15 protein-coding genes and 1 pseudogene are annotated in these 17,150 nt (G+C 71.4%); 8 read left to right on the top strand and 8 right to left on the bottom strand.

What is annotated here, in order from left to right:
* The first annotated feature begins 17 nt into the window (after positions 1 to 17).
* Both ACFP3U_RS23280 and ACFP3U_RS23275 read left to right on the top strand, forming a co-directional pair.
* Positions 18 to 971 carry a DMT family transporter gene (locus ACFP3U_RS23280; RefSeq protein ID WP_380227564.1) on the top strand — a complete coding sequence of 318 codons (954 nt, stop codon included), beginning with the start codon at positions 18 to 20 and terminating at the stop codon, positions 969 to 971.
* Positions 968 to 2,269 (top strand): MFS transporter, encoded by a 1,302-nt coding sequence (locus tag ACFP3U_RS23275; RefSeq protein ID WP_380227563.1) that lies wholly within the window; start codon positions 968 to 970, stop codon positions 2,267 to 2,269. Before ACFP3U_RS23280 ends, ACFP3U_RS23275 begins: the two co-directional genes overlap by 4 nt.
* Here the strand turns inward: ACFP3U_RS23275 and ACFP3U_RS23270 are convergent.
* Entirely contained in the window at positions 2,266 to 2,982 is a 717-nt protein-coding gene (locus tag ACFP3U_RS23270; protein ID WP_380227562.1) for a GntR family transcriptional regulator, read from the bottom strand. The two genes, ACFP3U_RS23275 and ACFP3U_RS23270, sit on opposite strands and share 4 nt — an antisense overlap.
* A gap of 111 nt (positions 2,983 to 3,093) precedes the next feature.
* Between ACFP3U_RS23270 and ACFP3U_RS23265 the strand changes: the two genes are divergently transcribed.
* A complete protein-coding gene (locus ACFP3U_RS23265) occupies positions 3,094 to 3,633 on the top strand; it encodes a YbhB/YbcL family Raf kinase inhibitor-like protein (protein ID WP_380227561.1) in 540 nt (179 codons plus the stop codon).
* Positions 3,634 to 3,641: 8 nt separating this feature from the next.
* Positions 3,642 to 3,773 (top strand): annotated as a pseudogene (locus ACFP3U_RS23260) (dihydrofolate reductase); the annotation flags it as partial.
* 437 nt (positions 3,774 to 4,210) lie between these two features.
* Here the strand turns inward: ACFP3U_RS23260 and ACFP3U_RS23255 are convergent.
* The gene (locus tag ACFP3U_RS23255) at positions 4,211 to 6,685 is read right to left on the bottom strand and encodes a helicase C-terminal domain-containing protein (protein WP_380227560.1); all 2,475 of its coding nucleotides are present in this window, start codon (positions 6,683 to 6,685) and stop codon (positions 4,211 to 4,213) included.
* A gap of 216 nt (positions 6,686 to 6,901) precedes the next feature.
* Between ACFP3U_RS23255 and ACFP3U_RS23250 the strand changes: the two genes are divergently transcribed.
* Positions 6,902 to 7,567: a GNAT family N-acetyltransferase gene (locus tag ACFP3U_RS23250; protein ID WP_380227559.1), complete on the top strand. Its 666-nt coding sequence runs from the start codon at positions 6,902 to 6,904 to the stop codon at positions 7,565 to 7,567.
* 78 nt (positions 7,568 to 7,645) lie between these two features.
* Here ACFP3U_RS23250 and alaS read toward each other — a convergent pair whose 3' ends face one another.
* From alaS to ACFP3U_RS23220, 6 genes are all read right to left on the bottom strand, one after another.
* Complete coding sequence (gene alaS, locus ACFP3U_RS23245) at positions 7,646 to 10,300, bottom strand: alanine--tRNA ligase (RefSeq protein ID WP_380227558.1); 2,655 nt, start codon at positions 10,298 to 10,300, stop codon at positions 7,646 to 7,648.
* A gap of 229 nt (positions 10,301 to 10,529) precedes the next feature.
* Complete coding sequence (locus ACFP3U_RS23240) at positions 10,530 to 11,198, bottom strand: HAD family hydrolase (protein ID WP_380227557.1); 669 nt, start codon at positions 11,196 to 11,198, stop codon at positions 10,530 to 10,532.
* Entirely contained in the window at positions 11,195 to 11,746 is a 552-nt protein-coding gene (locus ACFP3U_RS23235; RefSeq protein WP_380227556.1) for an orotate phosphoribosyltransferase, read from the bottom strand. Before ACFP3U_RS23235 ends, ACFP3U_RS23240 begins: the two co-directional genes overlap by 4 nt.
* Positions 11,743 to 12,342, bottom strand: a complete 600-nt coding sequence (locus ACFP3U_RS23230) for an SLOG cluster 4 domain-containing protein (protein ID WP_380227555.1) — start codon at positions 12,340 to 12,342, stop codon at positions 11,743 to 11,745. Before ACFP3U_RS23230 ends, ACFP3U_RS23235 begins: the two co-directional genes overlap by 4 nt.
* The gene (locus tag ACFP3U_RS23225; RefSeq protein WP_380227554.1) at positions 12,339 to 13,211 is read right to left on the bottom strand and encodes a hypothetical protein; all 873 of its coding nucleotides are present in this window, start codon (positions 13,209 to 13,211) and stop codon (positions 12,339 to 12,341) included. Before ACFP3U_RS23225 ends, ACFP3U_RS23230 begins: the two co-directional genes overlap by 4 nt.
* A 51-nt stretch (positions 13,212 to 13,262) precedes the next feature.
* Positions 13,263 to 14,096 (bottom strand): aspartyl/asparaginyl beta-hydroxylase domain-containing protein, encoded by an 834-nt coding sequence (locus ACFP3U_RS23220; RefSeq protein WP_380227553.1) that lies wholly within the window; start codon positions 14,094 to 14,096, stop codon positions 13,263 to 13,265.
* A 382-nt stretch (positions 14,097 to 14,478) separates the two neighbouring features.
* Here ACFP3U_RS23220 and ACFP3U_RS23215 point away from each other — a divergent pair, with 382 nt between their 5' ends.
* Genes ACFP3U_RS23215 through ACFP3U_RS23205 form a run of 3 tightly spaced genes read left to right on the top strand, consistent with a single transcriptional unit; the run spans position 14,479 to position 16,914 of the window.
* Positions 14,479 to 15,882: an ATP-binding protein gene (locus ACFP3U_RS23215; protein WP_380227552.1), complete on the top strand. Its 1,404-nt coding sequence runs from the start codon at positions 14,479 to 14,481 to the stop codon at positions 15,880 to 15,882.
* A gap of 23 nt (positions 15,883 to 15,905) precedes the next feature.
* Complete coding sequence (locus tag ACFP3U_RS23210) at positions 15,906 to 16,541, top strand: GNAT family N-acetyltransferase (protein WP_380227551.1); 636 nt, start codon at positions 15,906 to 15,908, stop codon at positions 16,539 to 16,541.
* A 4-nt stretch (positions 16,542 to 16,545) separates the two neighbouring features.
* Positions 16,546 to 16,914 carry a hypothetical protein gene (locus ACFP3U_RS23205; RefSeq protein WP_380227550.1) on the top strand — a complete coding sequence of 123 codons (369 nt, stop codon included), beginning with the start codon at positions 16,546 to 16,548 and terminating at the stop codon, positions 16,912 to 16,914.
* The last annotated feature ends 236 nt before the right edge of the window (positions 16,915 to 17,150 follow it).

Here is a 17,150-nt window from a genome sequence, read left to right as displayed (position 1 = left end):
GCGGGACCCTCGTACGCATGGCCGTCCTCGCCCTGCTGTGGGGATCGGGCTTCCTCTGGATCAAGCTCGCCCTGGAGGGCGGCCTGTCCCCGCTCCACATCACCGTCATCCGCTGCGCGCTGGGGGCGGGTGTGCTGCTGGTCCTGGCCCGTTCCGGCGGCCAGCGCCTCCCGCGCGACCGCCGGACCTGGGGCCACCTCGTGGTGGCCGCCTTCCTCTGCAACGCCCTGCCGTTCTTCCTCTTCGGGATCGGCGAACAGCGTGTCGACTCGGGCATGGCCGGTGCCCTGAACGCCACAACTCCGCTGTGGTCCCTGGCCATCGGCGTCGCGATCGGCACGGAGCGCGGCCTCCGTCCGGTCCGCCTGGCCGGCCTGCTGCTCGGCTTCGCGGGCACGGTGGTCATCTTCGCCCCGTGGCAGCAGGGCGGCCTGACCGGCTGGGGCGTGCCGGCCCTGCTCGCCGCGGCCGTCAGCTACGCGGTGGCCTTCGCCTACATGGCCCGACACCTCATCGGCCGGCAGACCGCCCCGCTGGCCCTCTCGGCCGCCCAACTCCTCGCCGCGACCGGCCTCAGCGCCCTCGCCCTTCCCACGGGGACCACCACGGCCCTGTCCGCTCCCACCTTCACCGCGGTGGCCGCCGTCACCGCCCTGGGCGTCCTCGGCACGGGGATCACCTTCCACCTCAACTCCCGGCTCATCGCCGATGTGGGCCCCACCACGACCGCGGCCGTCGGCTATCTGCTGCCGGTGGTTTCGGTGGCGCTGGGCGCGATCGTGCTCGGTGAGCGGGTGGGCCTGCGCGTCGTCGGGGGCATCGCGCTGGTGCTCGTCGGCGTCGGACTGACGCGCCGGCAGAGCCCTGCCCCCGCCGCTGCACCCGCCCCCGCCCCCGTCCCCGCCCCTGCCCCGTCCGCCGCATCCGCCGTGGAAGCGCCGCGGCGACCCTCCGGATCGAGCATCGGATGACCGTGACCGCGTCGGCCGAATCACCGTGGCGCAAAGCCGACTTCCGTACCCTGTTCACCGCGACGACGCTCAGCCAGCTCGGCACCAACATCGGCTACGTCGCCGTCCCGTTCATCGCCGTCTCCGCCCTCGACGCCGGTCCCGGCCAGGTCGGGGCGCTGTCCGCCCTGAGCACCGCCGCCTTCCTCCTCATCGGCCTGCCGGCCGGAGCATGGGTGGACCGGATGCGTCATCGGCGGGTGCTGATCACCGCCGATCTGATGCGAGCGACCCTCCTCGCCACCGTCCCGCTGGCCTGGTGGCTCGACTCCCTGACGCTCGGCCAGCTGTACCTGACCGTCCTGATGAACGGCTTCGCCACCGTCTTCTTCGACATCGGTTCGCAGAGCGTGCTGCCGCAGCTCGTCGGCCGCGACAGTCTCGTCCGGGCGAACGCCTCCGTGGTGAGCCTGATCGCCGCCGGCAACGTCGCGGGCCGGGGCGCGGGCGGGGAACTCGTCCACCTGCTCACCGCCCCCGTGGCCGTGGCCTGCGCGGCCGTGGGCCATCTGGCCTCGGCCCTGCGCCTCACCGCGATCCGCCGCACGCCCCGGCCGGCCCCGCCGTCGCCCGGGAGCCCCACGCGGCTGAGGGCGCAGATCGCCGAGGGCCTGCGGCACGTCTTCGGCAACCGCGAGCTGCGCGCCCTCGCACTCACCGCCGCCCTGAGCAACCTCGGCTCCCAGATCATCAACACCGTGCTTCCGGTCCTGTTCGTCCGAGAACTCCACCTCCCGGCCGAGGCGTTGGGCCTGTTCTGGGCGGCGGGCGGAGTCGGCCTCCTGCTCGGCGCGCGCTGCGCCCGGCCCATCGCCCGGCGCCTCGGCCATGGCCGCACCCTGGGCCTGCTGGGTCTGCTGCTGGCGCCCGCCGGGCTGCTGGTCCCGCTGTTGGGGCGTGGTCCCTGGCTCTGGCTGGCGGGGGCCGGTTGGCTGCTGACCATGTTCAAGGTAGGTGTGGACAACGTGCTGGGCGTGAGCCTGCGGCAGCGTTCGACGGCGGACGCGCTCCTCGGCCGGATGAACGCCACCTTCCGCTTCCTGCTCACCGGCGCCCTCGCCGTCGGCGCCGCCGTGGCAGGCGTGATCGGCGAGCTGGCCACCGTGCACACCACGCTCTGGGTGGGCGCCGCCTTCCTGTCGACGGCCTTCCTGCCCGTCTTCCTCTCACCGGTCCGGACGCGCCGCGACCTGCCGCAGCAGCAGGAGGCCCCGCCTGCGGAGATCCCGCCTGCGAAGATCCCGGCGGGGATGTCCTAGGCCCCGTCCGTCCGGCCCTGCTCCTCGCGGTCGGGGTCGCGATCGGCCAGTTTGGCCGCGGTCTGGGTGAGGTGCTGGACCAGTTCCGCGGCTGCGGTGTCGGCGTCCCGGGCCAGTGCCGCCTCCTCCAGCCGGCGGTGCTCGTCGATGCCGTCCCGTTCGGGGGCGCGGTGCGCCGACCAGCGGCGGGCGAGCTCGCTCGCGGTCCACATCCGGTCGAAGGTCTCCAGGAGGACGGGGTTGCCGCACCCCTCCAGCAGGGTCCGGTGGAAGACCCGGTGGGCCTCGGACCAGGCGGCGCTGTAGTACCCGCCCTCCTCGGGCACGTACGCCGGGGTACGGGCCAGGCGGTGGTGGGCGGCTCGTACGCGGGCCTCCCAGTCGAGGTCGCCGCGCTCGACGGACATCCGCAGCATGACCGGTTCGATGGTTCGGCGGGCTTCCGCGATCTCCTGCCAGCGGCGGTCGGAGAAGGCCGGCACGGCGAAGCCGCGGTTGGGCAGCCGGTCGGCGAGGCCCTCGCCCACCACCCGTAGGAGCGCCTCCCGCACGACGGCCAGGCTGACGCCCTGCCGCTTGGCGAGTTCCTGCGGTTTGAGGGCGTCACCCGGGCCGTACTCCCCACGCATGATCGCGTCCCGAAGGCTCGCGTAGACCTGCTCGGAGAGCATCTGCTTCCCCGACGAGGTCGGGGTGTGGGCCGCCTGAGTCATGCCCGTCAGCATAGACGACTCGACAGATAATCGATTATTGATGCTATCGTCGATCGTGCGAGAGGCGAGGGCAGCAGGGCCCTCCACCCCGCAGTCGAAAGGAACGACGCTTTGAGCGCCAACGACCCCTTTGCGCGCCTCCCCGAGGCGGTCCCCTTCACCGTCACCAGCGGCACCGTCACCGACGGCGCCGCCTGGTCGCCCGAGCAGTTCTCCGGCATCTTCGGCGTCCCGGGCGGGAAGGACGTCTCCCCGCAGCTGTCCTGGAGCGGCGCCCCGGCCGGCACCAAGGGCTACGCCGTCACCGTCTACGACCCCGACGCCCCGACCGGCTCCGGGTTCTGGCACTGGGCGGTCGCCGACATCCCCGCCACCGTCACCGACCTGCCCGAGGGCGCCGGCGACGACACCGGCTCCGGCCTGCCCGAGGGCGCCTTCCAACTCCCCAACGACGCCCGCGCCGCCCGCTACATCGGCGCCGCCCCGCCGGCCGGGCACGGCCCGCACCGCTACTTCGTCGTGGTGCACGCCCTCGACGTCGAGTCCGTCGGCGTGGCGGCCGACGCCACCCCGGCCGCCCTCGGCTTCGCCCTGGCCGGCCACACCCTCGGCCGCGCGGTCCTGACCGCCACCGCCGAGACCCCCGCCTGACCCACCACATGTCCCGACTCATCGACACCACCGAGATGTACCTCCGCACCATCCTGGAGCTCGAGGAGGAAGGCGTGGCCCCCATGCGCGCCCGCATCGCCGAGCGCCTGGACCAGAGAGGCCCCACCGTCAGCCAGACCGACACCCACCTGATGTCCACCCTGCACCACATCGGAATCCACCCCGACGCGACCATCCACGTCACACCCTCGCCCGCCGGCATCACAGTCACCAGATCCGGCCGAACCACCGAACTGCCCACCCGCACCGCCGCATACATCTTCGTGACCAAGCACTGACCCACCCGCCCCGCCCGCCCACCAGGAGACGACAAAGGCCCGGACCGTCGAAACGGTCCGGGCCTTCTGCCGGCGGAGGATACGAGATCCGAACTCGTGAGGGGTCGCCCCCAATACGCCTTCCACATGTTCGCCTGGCCGTCTGGGGACGGCCATAGGCGTCCTGACCTGCGGCGGAGTGGTTCCTCGGCTCGGCGGTGAACGGTGCTGGACGGGGGTGAATGCCACCAGAACTGCAACCAGGCGCCTCTTCGAGGTGGTGTTGATCCCGCCCGGAGCTATGAGGGCATCACCCCGTGGATGCGGGAGAGGGTGAACACGCGGTCGTCATTCCGCAGGTGGCACCAGGCGTGGAGGTAGGGGGCGTCCAGTTCGAGTTGGCTGAGCGTGCGGACAGTCGTGTTGCCCGAGGTGGCTACGTACTCGACCGTGATGGCCTGGCCGTTGTTGACGGCATGGGCCAACTGGCGGACATCAGTGAAGGGGAGGTTGCGCGCCCACCCGGCGATGATCTCCTCGGTGTCGCTGTCGTAGGGGCGGCCGTCGTACGGATCGGGCTCCGGGACGTCCTGTGGGGCACCCCGTAGACGGGCGGCGAGGGCGCGCAGGTCGACGGCGGTCCGAACGTCTGCGGGGCGGTCGCCCGACCGCTGTGGGCGGGACCTGCCGCTGGGCAGGGGGGCCGGGCTCGCCGCGCGGGGGCGTTGGGCCCGCTCGATGCGGACGGACCCGTCTGGTTTCTCGGCGACGGGGGCGTAGCCCGCGGAACGCAGCGCCGAGAGCGTTTTGTCCGGCGGGGTCCGGCTGATCAGCACCGTCGGCGCCAGCAACCGCAGCCCGAGCTGGGTGAGCTTGCGGTGCGCGGCCAGCTCGGCCAGGAGGGCGGGCTCCTCGCCGTGGATCACACAGGCGGCGGAGGCGACGCGAACCCGGCCGTGGCCGCGCGCGGTGTCGTGGATCAGGTACGAGAGCGGCTGGGGGAGCGGTTCGACGGCGACGTCAGCCAGATCGGCCGCCAAGGTGTCGGGGGTCAGACCAGCATCGAGGGCGCGGCGGACGCTGGCCGGGCTGAACCGCCAGACGGACGCTGTCCCGGCGCTCTCCCGGTCCGCGACGGAGTCCAGTAGCGCGAGAAGATGCGCAGACGGCGTACCGGTGACCACGGCGGTGAGATCGCTGCCGAATCGGGCGGTCCCGCTGGCGGCGGGCAGCAGCCGCCGACAGGCGTCGGCCAGGGCTTCGGCATCGTCGGCGAGCAGGGCGGCCCCGATAGGGGACACGGCCCCACGGGCGAGCGCCCCGAGCAGTTCTGCTTCGCGGATCAGGTTGGCGAACGGCGTGGCGTCCTGGGGGAGTTCGTCGGCGAGCGGGCGGAGCCACACGAGCAGCGCCCCCAGTTCCGCCGGGTTCGCCGCGCCTTCGCCGGCCGGGAGTTGCGCCGCAGCCGTGAGCAGCCCGTGTCGAGCCTGAAGGCAGCCTCCGCAGGCCGGTGCCCCGGCGAGCGCCGGCAGAGCCTTCCCATTCTCGTCGCGGCTCCCGCCGGGGGTCAGCGGCAGTGTCCACCAGGCCCGGAGGAGCCTGGCGAGCTGGTCGGCCGGTTCTTCCTCGGCCCAGGTGTCGTAGGCGGCGGTCGCCGCGACCCGGTCGCCGTCCCGGGTCAGTAGCCCGGCCGCGCTCGCCGCCTCCAGCGCCAGGCGCACCACGATCTCGTCACACTGTGCCGCCCTGCCGATCCGGGACAGCTCGCGGGCGCCGATCCCGCCGGCCTTCAGCCGAGCCGGGGGAGCGGCGGCGCACACCCCGAGGACGGACGCGACATGGGCGGCGAACGCCATCGAAGCGGCTGCGGCTTCTCGGTCGATGTCCGAGACGGTGGCAGGCACCGACCGCACACCGGGTGGGACGGGTGTGAACGGGGCGTGCCAGTCGGAGCCGCGCAGTGCGAGTGCCACCTCCGCGGGCATGCGGGCCGACCCGTACCGGTAGCGGTCCTGGATCAGTAGCCCCCGCTCCAGCGCCCACTGCTCGCCGGGCTTGGAGTCGGCCGGAGTCCCGAACATGATGAAGCCCGGTCGCTCCGGAGCCCCACGTGCCCGCCGCTCAAGGAGTTTCCGGGTGGCTGCGGGCGCCTTGGCCACCAGCGCGGCGACCCGAGCCGGATCGCTGTGATGGTCGACCAGCGCCGCCAGCCGCATCTCTTTTCTGTTAGTGGCAGGTTTGACGTCGATTTTTGCCAACATGCGGCCCAGATCGTCGGAGTTCGAGCCTGCGAGCAGGTGCACGAGCGGTGCGTCGAGCCCTAGGGGTGAGCCCCATGCGTTCCGCAGCGGCGCCGCCATGTGCAGCAGCCCATTGCCGGTTGGCCACACCAGGGCGCGGTCGGCCAGCGTCTCCAGGACAGCATCCAATCCGTGGGCGCGGTCGCCGTGCGTCGCGTCCAGGAGGCCCGCCAGGTCGTCCCGTGACACGGCCGTCAGCGCGGCGATGGCCTCCGCCACCTGAAGGCACGGCAGCGCGAGCCGGGGCAGGGCCAACGCCACGGACGCCGGGCGCTGGAGGCGGTCCGCCAGTTCACCGACCGACCGCGGCTCCGGAGCCGACACGACGTCCGGGCGAGCCGCCAGGACGCGCTCCAACGCAGCTGCGTCCAGACCACGCAGCCATGCGGCCAGTGCCGATCCGCTCTTCTTACTGATGGGGCACCTCACCGCATAGGAAGACATCCATGGCCTGCCGGAACCAGCCGGGAGCACAAGGATGACGTACCAACGCGGGGTGGGTGCGACGAAGGCCCGGACCGTGTGACACGGTCCGGGCCTTCGTGAAGGCGGGGGAGATTCGAACTCGTGAGGTTGCCCCCAACACGCTTTCCAAATGTTCGTCCGGCTGTCCGGGGCTGTCCATATGCGTCCTGACCTGCGGCGGAACAGCTCGCTGACTGGGCTCTGAACGGTGCCGGACGGGGGTGAATGCAACCAGAACTGCAACCACGGACGATCGTGTTCTGCCTGGTCGAGGGGCCTGATCGGGAACAGCGATCACGGTTCAGCGGGCGGCAGGTCGCGGATCACCGGAAACTTGATCACGTGACCAGGCGATCGGCTCGAAGGTCGATGTCGCCACGCCCCGGCGAACCGGTCGTGGTGCGGCGCTTCATCCAGGGTGACTCCGTCGAGGCACTGACGCGCCTGCTTCACCGCGCTTACTCCGATCACGTCGTCGCTGGGCGAGTCTTCTTTGCCTCGTACCAGTCCGTCCAGGACACGGCCAACCGCCTGGGAAAGGGTGAGTGCTGGATAGCTCTGGCCGGGAGTGAGCTGGTGGGCACCGTGACGGTAGCGGCTCCGTACGAGGCGCCGGAGAGCTACCCGGCCCCGACGGGCGCGGGTTCGTTCTGGCAGCTGGCGGTGGACCCCGCGTACCGGGGGACGGGGCTTGGGCAACGGTTGCTGACCCTGGCGGAGGAGCGGATCACTGTTCTCGGGGCGACCGAGGTGGTCATCGACACGTCGGACGAGGCGGTCGAGCTGGTCGGCTGGTACCGCCGACGGGGGTACGTGCCGATCGGCACCTGGCGGTGGGATGTGACCAACTACAGGAGCGTCGTTCTCCTGAAAGCCCTGCCTACAGGCTGACCGCCATAGGAAGAGCCCTGTGGGCGTGTCCCCAAATTGGGGACACGCCCACAGAGCGCGGTGCGGGGCAGCTCCGTGCTACCGGTCGAGGAGCTTTGCGGCTTCCTGGGCGGCGATGGCGAGGGCCTCGTCGAGGGCCTCGATGCGGCGTCCGCCAGCGCTGGCGACGGCTCCCTTGCCGCCAGCTCCGCCGCCGACAGCGCGGGCTGCGGGGGAGAGGATCTGGCTGGCCTGGGTGCCGGCCTCGTGGAGGGCGCGGGTGATCCCGGCGGCGAGCAGGGCCTTGCCCTGGTGCTCGCTGCCGAGGACGACGACGGCGCGGTCGGCGTCGAGGAGGGCCGTGGTCTCGACGGCCAGGTGGCGGAGGTCCTCGGGGCCGAGGCCAGTCAGCCTCTCGGCGATGACTCGGCCGCTGGTGACAGCGCGGGCGGACGCGGCGAGCCGCTGAGCCTGGTCGCGCAGCTCGGCGTCCTTGAGGCGGCTGAGTTCCTGCTGGGCGGTGGTGAGGGCGTCGAGGCGCTTGCGCAAGGCTTCGGGGGCGTCCTTGGGACGGGTGCCGAGGAGGGTGGAGACTTCTTCGAGGAGGCGGCGTTCGGTGTCGTAGTAGTTCAGGGCGTCGCGGCCGGTGAGGGCTTCGATGCGGCGGAGGTTGGAGCCGATGGAGGCTTCGCCGAGGATGCGGACGGGGCCGGCGTTGGAACCGTGGCCGACGTGGGTGCCGCCGCACAGTTCGCGGGAGAAGTCGCCGATGTCGACGATGCGGACGTGGTCGCCGTACTTCTCGCCGAACAGGGCCGTCGCACCTGCGGCCTCCGCGTCGGCGCGGGTGGCGTGCCAGATGCGGACCTCGGGGTCGTCGAGGAGGTGGTCGTTGACCAGGGCCTCGATGGCGGCGAGCTGGGTGGGGTCGACGGCGGAGAAGTGGGCGAAGTCGAAGCGGAGCCGTCCGGCGTCGACGAGGGAGCCGTGCTGGCGGGCGTGGTTGCCGAGGGTGCGGCGGAGCATGGCGTGGAGCACGTGGGTGGCGGAGTGGGAGCGGGCGACGGCGTCCCGGCGTCCGCCGTCGACGACGGCCTCGGCGAGCTGGCCGCTGCGGATCTCGCCTTCGAGGACGCGGACGGTGTGGACGTGGAAGCCCTCCAGGCCGAGCTTGGTGTCGAGCACCTTGAGGACGGCGCCGTCGGCGGTGTGGATGGTGCCGGTGTCGCCGACCTGGCCGCCGGACTCGGCGTAGAAGGGGCTCCGGTCGAGGACCAGTTCGACGGTGCTGCCCTGGTCGGCTCCGGCCACGACGGCACCGTCGGAGATCAGGCCGAGGACGGTGGCCTCGATGGTGAGTCGGTCGTAGCCGACGAAGTCGGTGCGGCCGTGGCGGGCGGACAGCTCGCGGTAGGCGTCCTGGCGGCGCAGGGCCTCGGAGGTCTTGGCCTTGCCGCCGGCCTTGGCTCGCTGCTGCTGTTCGGTGAGCAGGCTGGCGAAGCGGTCCTCGTCGACGGTCAGCCCGGCGTCGCGGGCGGCCTCGATGGTCAGCTCGACGGGGAAGCCGTAGGTGTCGTGCAGTTCGAAGGCGGTGTCTCCGGCGAGGGAGGTGGAGCCGGTGGTGCGGGTGTGGGTGATGGCGGCGTCCAGCAGCCGGGTGCCCTGGGTGAGGGCGCGGGTGAAAGACTCCTCCTCGGCGGTGACGACCTGCTCGATCAGCGCGGACTGGGCGGTCAGCTCGGGCCAGACGTCGCCGAGGTTGCCGACGACGCTCGCCGTGGCGGCCTGGAGGACCGGGCCGTCGATGCCGAGCAGGCGGGCGTGGCGGATCGCGCGGCGCATCAGGCGGCGTAGGACGTAGCCGCGACCGTCCTTCGCGGGCAGGACGCCGTCGGCGATGAGGAAAGCGATTGAGCGGGCGTGCTCGGTGACGACCTGGAAGGAGACTTTCTGCTCACCGCTGCCGGGGTAGTCGCGGCCGGCGAGTTCCTGGACGGTCTTGAGGGTGGGTAGGAGCAGGTCGGTGCCGCAGACGTTCTCGACGCCTTGGAGGATCGCGGCGAGGCGGTCGAGGCCGAGGCCGGTGTCGATGCTCTGCTGAGCGAGTTCGCCGAGGATCGGGAAGTCGCCCTTCTTGTCACCCTCGCCGCGCTGGTACTGCATGAAGACGAGGTTCCAGATCTCCATGTAGCGCTCGCCGTCGACGGCGGGGCCGCCCTCGCGGCCGAAGGCCGGCCCGCGGTCGTAGTTGACCTCGGAGCAGGGCCCGCACGGTCCGGGGACGCCCATGGACCAGTAGTTGTCCTCCATGCCGAGGCGCTGGATCCGGTCGGTGGGAACGCCGATCTTGCGCCAGAGCTGCTCGGCTTCGTCGTCGTCCTCGTAGACGGTGATCCAGAGCCGGTCCTTCTCCAACTGGTAGCCCTCGGTGAGGAGTTCCCAGGCGAAGGCGATGGCGTCGGCCTTGAAGTAGTCGCCGAAGGAGAAGTTGCCCATCATCTCGAAGAACGTGGCGTGCCGGTTGGTGCGGCCGACGTTGTCGATGTCGGAGGTGCGCGCGCACTTCTGGATGGTGGTGGCGCGGCGGTACTCCGGGGTGACCTCGCCCAGGAAGTAGGGCTTGAACTGGTTCATGCCGGCGTTGGCCAGCAGCAGGGTCGGGTCGGAGGGAATCAGCGGGCTGGACGGGACCTGGCGGTGGCCGCGGGAGGTGAAGAAGTCCAGGAAGGTGGAGCGGATCTGCGTCGAGCGCATGGCGGTATGGCCCTCACGGAAGAGTCGTGGGAGAGGTGGGGGGTGTTCACACGCCGAGCCGGGCCGAGAACGAGGACTGAGTGGTTCTCAGTTCTCCAGCTCGGCGCAGATAGCTCGCGCCCCCACGGTGTAGACCATGACTCCAGATCCGATGCTCTGAGGTGGTGCAGCCCGAAGTGGACCCGTTGATCCTGTACGGGCTGCACCACCCAGAGTAGCGGGTCCGGCGTCAAGATCGCTTGGCGAACTCGGATGATTGCTCGGCGCCCACCAGAAGGAGCAGTACGTCGGCGAGCTCTGTGGTGTGCGGCAGAACCAGGTCGGCACCCGCTGCCGTGAGTGCCTCGGGCCCGGCGAAGCCCCAACCTGCGCCGACGGCCTTGACACCGGCTGCGCGGGCGGCGTGGATGTCGACGTCCATGTCGCCGACGAACGCGGCGCTGTTCGGCGCAACGCCGAGCTGGTCCAGGGCGAGTAGCACGCCGTCAGGGGCTGGCTTGGGCGTGGCGTCCTCGTAGCAGACGACGGTGTCGATCAGGGCGAGAACGTTAGGCGGGAGGAGCCAGTTGACCCTGCGGCGGCTTCGCAGAGTCACGATTCCCGTGGCGACGTCTGCGGCCCGGAGCCCGGTGAGGGTATCGGTGACGAACGGGAAGACCTCGGCGTGGAGGCTGGCGGTGGCGGTGGCCGCGTCCCAGCCGTCCTCGTTGATTGCTCCGTGCAGGCCGAGGTTCGCCAGCACCTGCTCGCGCGGTGTGGTGGCCGCGTCGGACGGTAGGTCGGCGACGGTGATCCGCCGGTCGAGCGCCGAGGTCGCGTACCCGGCCAGCGTGGTGAGTTGGGCGGCTCGGCTGTCGACGAGGACGCCGTCGAGGTCGAAAAGGACGGCCCGCTTCACGCGGCATCACCGGTCCCCTGGGCGGGCAGGTCGGCTTCCGTGAGCAGGGAGTGGAGGGCGACGCGGTGCTCGGCCAGCAGCATGCGACCGCCGAGCGGGCGCTCCAGGACACAGGCGGCATCGGTGACCGGCACCCCGGCCATCCGCAACGTACGGGCCATGGTGAGCAGTTGGCCGCCGGAGCGGACGACGTCGTCGACCAGGACTGTGCGTCGGCCAGTGATGTCGGCGCCCTCGATCTGGCGGCGGGAACCGTAGCCCTTCGGTCGGCGGCGCAGGAAGACGGCGGGCAGGCCGGTGGCGGCCGACAGGGCGACGACGAGCGGGACGCCACCCAGCTCGATGCCGGCCAGCGCCTGGGCGTCGTCGGGGATGAGGGGGGTCATCGCGCTGGCGGTGTCTCGCAGCAGCTCGGGGTCGGCGGCGAGGCGGTACTCGTCAAAGTAGGCGCTCAGCTGAGTGCCGTCGGCGAGCTTGAACGGGGCGTTCACGCAGGCGGTCTCGGCGAGGCGGGCGGCGAGGCCGGCCAGCGTCGGGCTGGTGGTCATGCTCCTCCGATCGTGCTGCTGTCGAGCGTTGCCAGATGGGTGCGGAAGTCCTCGGCGGTCGCGGCGGCGCGCAGGAAACCGAGGGGCCGGGTGGGTGTCTCGAAGAGCCACTTCTCCTCGTGCAGGAAGGCGAGGAGGCGAAGGGCGGCCGGGCCGGCGACGCAGACCGGCACGGGGCGGATGGTGGTCGCGTAGTAGAGCGCGGCGGTCAGCTCGTGGAGGGTGCCAACGCCGCCGCCCATGGCGACGATCACGTCGGCGTGGTCCAAGTAGTGGTTGAGCCGGGCGCCGAGGTCGGGCAGGTGGACGGACATGGTGGCGTGCGGGTTGAACGCGCCCCACTCGTCGTGCTTCCCGACCAGGGTGACCGCGGTGACTGTGACGCCCTGGGAGGCGGCTCCGCGCGCGGCGGCCTCCATCAGGCCGTTGTAGCCGCCGTGCAGCAGCTCGTATCCGGCCCGGGCCAGGCTCCGGCCGATCTCCTCCGCCAGGATCTCCTCTTCGGCGGAGGCGGGGACGACGCCGCCGAAGAAGACGGCGGTCAGGCTCTCGCGGGCCCGGCTGACGGCCGGGCCCGCGAGGTGGAGTGCGTTCACACCAGCTCCTGATAGGTGCGGTAGGCGGTGACGGCGTCGTGCAGGCCGTCGAGCGCCTGCGGGCAGGCCCGCTCCACCAGGGCGAGCACCCGCTCGATCGCCGCGTTGACGTCGGTCGCCTCCGGGATCGCGGGGCCGCTGACCGCCGCGTCCAGGTCGCCCAGGCAGGCTCGGCCGATCGGGGTGACGGCGATCTCCTCGCGCAGCTGGTACCAGCCCCAGAACTGCGAGGCCGGCGCGAGGGCGGTCTTGATGAGGTCCTTCGTCGCGGTGTGCAGCCGGTGCCACTCCGAGTACGCGACGAACCGCTGGCCGCGCTTGATCCGCTTGTGCAGGAGCACGGCCAGGACCAGGTGCTCGATCAGCAACTCGGTGCACGTGCGCGGCTGGGCGAGGAAGGCGGCGGCGAAGCTCTCGGCCACCGCGATGTCCGGCGTGGCCGCCGGCGTGGGCTTCCGGTCGAGGATGACAGCGGTGCTGACCGTCTCCCGCAGGCGCGGGATGCGGGAGGCGGGCGCGAGGTAGAGGTCGATCTGTTGGAGCCGCCCGTCGTCGGGGACGAGGAAGACCATCCCGACGCCGCCGAGGTCGGCGACGATCGTGTCGCGCCAGCCGGGCAGCAGGGCGCCAGCCTCGATGGACATCAGGCCGTCCAAGGTCTCGACGAAGGCGGGCAGCTGGGCGTCGTGCACGCCGACGACGAAGTCGACGTCGGAGAGGCGGTCGGCGGTGCCGTGGGCCAGTGACCCGCGGACCATCAGGTGGGTGACGGCCGGGGAGGTGGCCAGGATGTCCGCGAGCTTGGACAGCAGCGGCAGCTGGGCAGGCCGGTTGGCGTGGGTGATCTCTGCCAGTTGCAGGGTGGGCATGCGCTTCTCCCTTCGGAGTATGGGAATCGCGGGTGCGGGCTCCTGGGGCGGTCAGGCCGTGAGGGCGAGCAGGCGGTGCTTGGCCGTCGTCCAGCGCGTTGCGGCCTCCAAGTCGCCGAGAGAGGTGTGCAGTTCGGCGATCAGGTCGTAGGCCGTGCCCTCGGGCAGGGCGTAGGTGTAGAAGAGCCGCAGCAGCATCCGCTCGGCCGCCTCGGTGTAGCCCAGGGTGGCCATGTTGCGGGCGGTCTCCAGCCGTTCGGCCAGGACCGTCTGGTCGGCGGCGGGCAGCGGCTCCGCGACAGCCGGGTGGAGCGCGGGGCGGCGGGCCAGCCGCCGGTAGGCGTCGTCGGCGTACACGTCGGCGATCAGGTGGATCCGGTCCGGGCCGAGCAGGTTGCACACCCCGTGTGCGTAGGTCGGGGTGAGCCGCCAGATCCGGCCGCCGGCCATGTGCACCTTGGTGCCGCCGGTGACCAGGAAGGCAGAGCTGTTGGTGTGGAGCGGGATGTGCAGCCGGTGCCGCTCGACCTGGTCGAGCTCGTCGTAGTCGCGGTGCTCCCAGAGGAAGGCGTTGCCCTCCAGCCGGGCGAGCCGCACCCACATGAAGTTGAGGCCGAGGTCGGCCAGGAACGCGGCGGTGGCCGGCATCCGTCCGAGCAGGCCGGTCGGGCGGGCGGTGCAGTCGCCGATCGTCACGTCGGCCGCGTCGCCGGAGGCGTTCATCAGCGAGGTGGTCCACCAGCCGCCGGACTGGTAGGCGCCGTACTCCGCCTTCCAGGGCGCCTGGGCGGTCAGGGCCTCGTGGCGCATCCGCTCCAACTGGGCGGAGTCCACGGTGTCCAGCTGGGCGATCTGCCCGGCCAGACCGGTCAAGGTGCTGTCCATCGGTTCCCTCCCGTTGCCGGCCCCGAGCGGAGCCGGTGTGCACGTAGTGCTGGATGGGGTGGTTCGGACGGTGCTGCCGTTCGCAGCTACCGATCTCACGCTTCGCTGTCGGAGATTCACGGAAAGCGAAGTGCCGTTCAGCATGGCCTTGGAGCCTGCGGCACCGATACGACGTGGCCGCCGTCACGAACGCGCCGTCATCTCCGGCACTGAGGAGCGGTCGACGATGCCGTGCGTCATGACTGCCGTCATGGCTGCCGTCATCTGGGCCGCAAGGCCGCCGAAGGGGTTTCCTGCCGAACGCTCGTGGCTATCGTCGAATCAGACGAACAGGGACCGGAGAGGATCTGCGGTGGCTGAAACTCCCACGCTCTTACGGGTCTTGACGCTGGAGCGGCACTGGCAGGTCTACGAGACCTTCAGGATCCGGTTCGAAGGTGCCGCGACCCGGCTCGCCGAGGCTGAGACCGACCCGCGCCTGACTGGGCTGTCGGTATCCAAGCGGCAGTTCGAGCGCTGGTACGGCGGTGCCGTGAAGACCCGTCCCTACCCGGACCAGTGCCGGGTCCTGGAAGCCATGTTCGGCGTCAGCGTCGACCAACTGCTCGGACCCGCACCCGCACGGCCCGACGTCCGTGTGGCGTCCCCGCTCGTCGTCGTTCCGCCGCCACGGCCGGTCCCTGTCCTCCTCCCACCCGAGCAGGCGCAGGTACTGCCTGCGGGTGGCCCGTTCAGCAGCGAGACCCGCCTCGACGCGGGCACCACGGAATTGGAAAGGCAGGTCGCGATGGCGGCTCGTCGTGCGCTTCGCTTCACCGCGATGGCGGAAGGAAGCAGTGTCGGCCCGGAGACCCTGGGCCAGATCCAGGACGAGGTACGGCGACTCACCGTCGCGTATCCCAAACTCGCCCTGCCGACCCTACTCGGCGACCTCGTCGAGGTTCAGGACCTGATCTTCCGCCTGCTGGAGCACGGCCGCGTCAAGCCCCTGCAGGCCCGCGAGCTGTACCTGCTCGCCGGCATCACCTCCGGCATGCTCGCCAAGGCCAGCCACGACCTGGGCAACCCGGGCGCCGCCATGATGCAGGCCCGCACCGCCTTCGTCTGCGCGGACAACGCCGACCACCACGCCATGCGCGCCTGGGTGCGGTCACTCCAGTCGCTCATCTCCTACTGGGCGGGTCGCCCGGCCGAGGCCGCCGACTACGCCGACCTCGGACAGGCTGCCGCTGGCAACGTCCGAGGCACCACGAGCGTCTGGCTTGCCTGTCTCTCCGCCCGTGCCCACGCCCTGCTCGGCGATGGCGAGGCGACCCGCGCCGCCATCCAGCGCGCCGAGGACACCCGCGCCATGGCCCAGCCGGACGACCTGGATGGTTTCGGCGGCATCATGACCTTCCCGGTGCCCCGCCAGCTCTACTACGTTGCCGAGGCCACCGTGCACCTCGGCGAGGATCCCGCGCTCGGCGAGAGCCAGGCGGAGGCCGCCGTCGCCGCCTACCGCACTGCCACCGAGGACGAGTGGGCCTTCGGCGACGAGGCCGGGGCCCAGACTGACCTCGCACTCGCCCGCCTCGCCCGAGGAGAGATCGACGGCGCGGCCGAGGCCGTCCGGCCCGTGCTCGACCTGCCCATCGAGCAGCGGAATTTCGGCATCACCAGCAGTGCCCAGCGCGTCTACGCGGCCCTGCCGTCCGGCAGCCGACGAGTCGGCGGGGCGGCGGCCGATCTGCGTGAGGAGATCGAGGCGTTCACCGCTACCCCGACATCGGTCCTCATCCGGTGACCGCGCAGGTAGGCTCCGCAGCCATGACCCCAGTCCACCTGGCCAGCCCCCGCCTGGCACTGCGCGAGATCGAACACGAGGACACCGACGCCCTCCTGGCCGTCTACGGCGACCCCGAGGCCACCCGGCACCTCAGCTTCGAGCCGCGCACCCGCGAACAGGTCCAGGCGATCATCGACCGCTCGATGAACTCGGCGAAGGACAGCCCGAGGACCGAGTACGGCCTCGCCGTCACCCACCTCGGCGACCACCGGCTGATCGGGTACGCCCGCCTGGCCACCGAACCCCAACAGGCCGCCACCATCGGCTTCGCTCTCCACCGGGCGGAGTGGGGCAAGGGACTCGGCACCGAGACCGTGCACCTCCTGTGTGAGCTCGGCTTCAACGTCCTCGGCCTGCACCGCATCTGGGCCGCTCGCTCACCGCTCAACGAGGCGTCCGCGCGGACGCTCCTCCGTGCCGGCATGACCGAGGACGGCCGCATCCGCGACCACGTCTTCGTCCATGGCGCATGGCGCGACTCGATCACCTACTCGATCCTGGAGCACGAGTGGACACCGGCCGACGGGCTGCGGCCCCCCGACGCGGTCGCGCCCGGCGTCACGGAGGCAGGTCACCTTCCCAGCAGCCCGCCTGGCGGCGAGCCACACCGGAGGTGACGTTGTGCTGACCGAGCTGGCGGTGCCGCACATGGTGATCCCCGGCATCACCGAGTTCGCCCGCGGAGGGTTGCCCGACCCGCCGTCGACCGACGACGGCAACCGCTGGGTCGACGGATTCTGCTGGCTGTACTGCGGCCAGCAGTGGACCCGAGTCCTCTGGATCGGCCCAGCCACCGTTGCCGGCGCCCAGGCGGCGATGTACGGCTGTGGGCCCTGTATCCGTGAACTCCAGGACCGGGTGTGGCGCTCGATCCTCCTCAACGATGAACCAGCGGGCCCCGTCTCAGCCGCCACGCGTGGTGAGGAACACCTCGCCAGCAGGCGGCCGGGCCGCCACCGTCGCGTTGGCTGGTCGTTCTCTCGCAGGTAGCTCCGTCCTGGCCCGGGACTGCCACTTCATTCCCCCACGGCACATGACCAGGCCAGGGCGGTACCAAGCCCGTCGGGGCCAGTACTGAAGTGTGCTGGCCCCGGCCGTGCTCAAGGACTGGCCTACTCGCAGACGGAGGGCCCGGGACAGCCACCGGCTGGTGACTGACCCGGGCCCTCCGTCTAGACCCGTACTTCGCGGGTCGCTGATTCGTATGGTGTGACCGGTCCGGGAGT

Origin of the sequence: Kitasatospora misakiensis, from assembly GCF_042656005.1 — a bacterium.
Taxonomy (GTDB): domain Bacteria; phylum Actinomycetota; class Actinomycetes; order Streptomycetales; family Streptomycetaceae; genus Kitasatospora; species Kitasatospora misakiensis.
The sequence above is the reverse complement of the archived record's forward strand: the minus strand, read 5'-3'. Positions and strand labels throughout refer to the sequence as shown.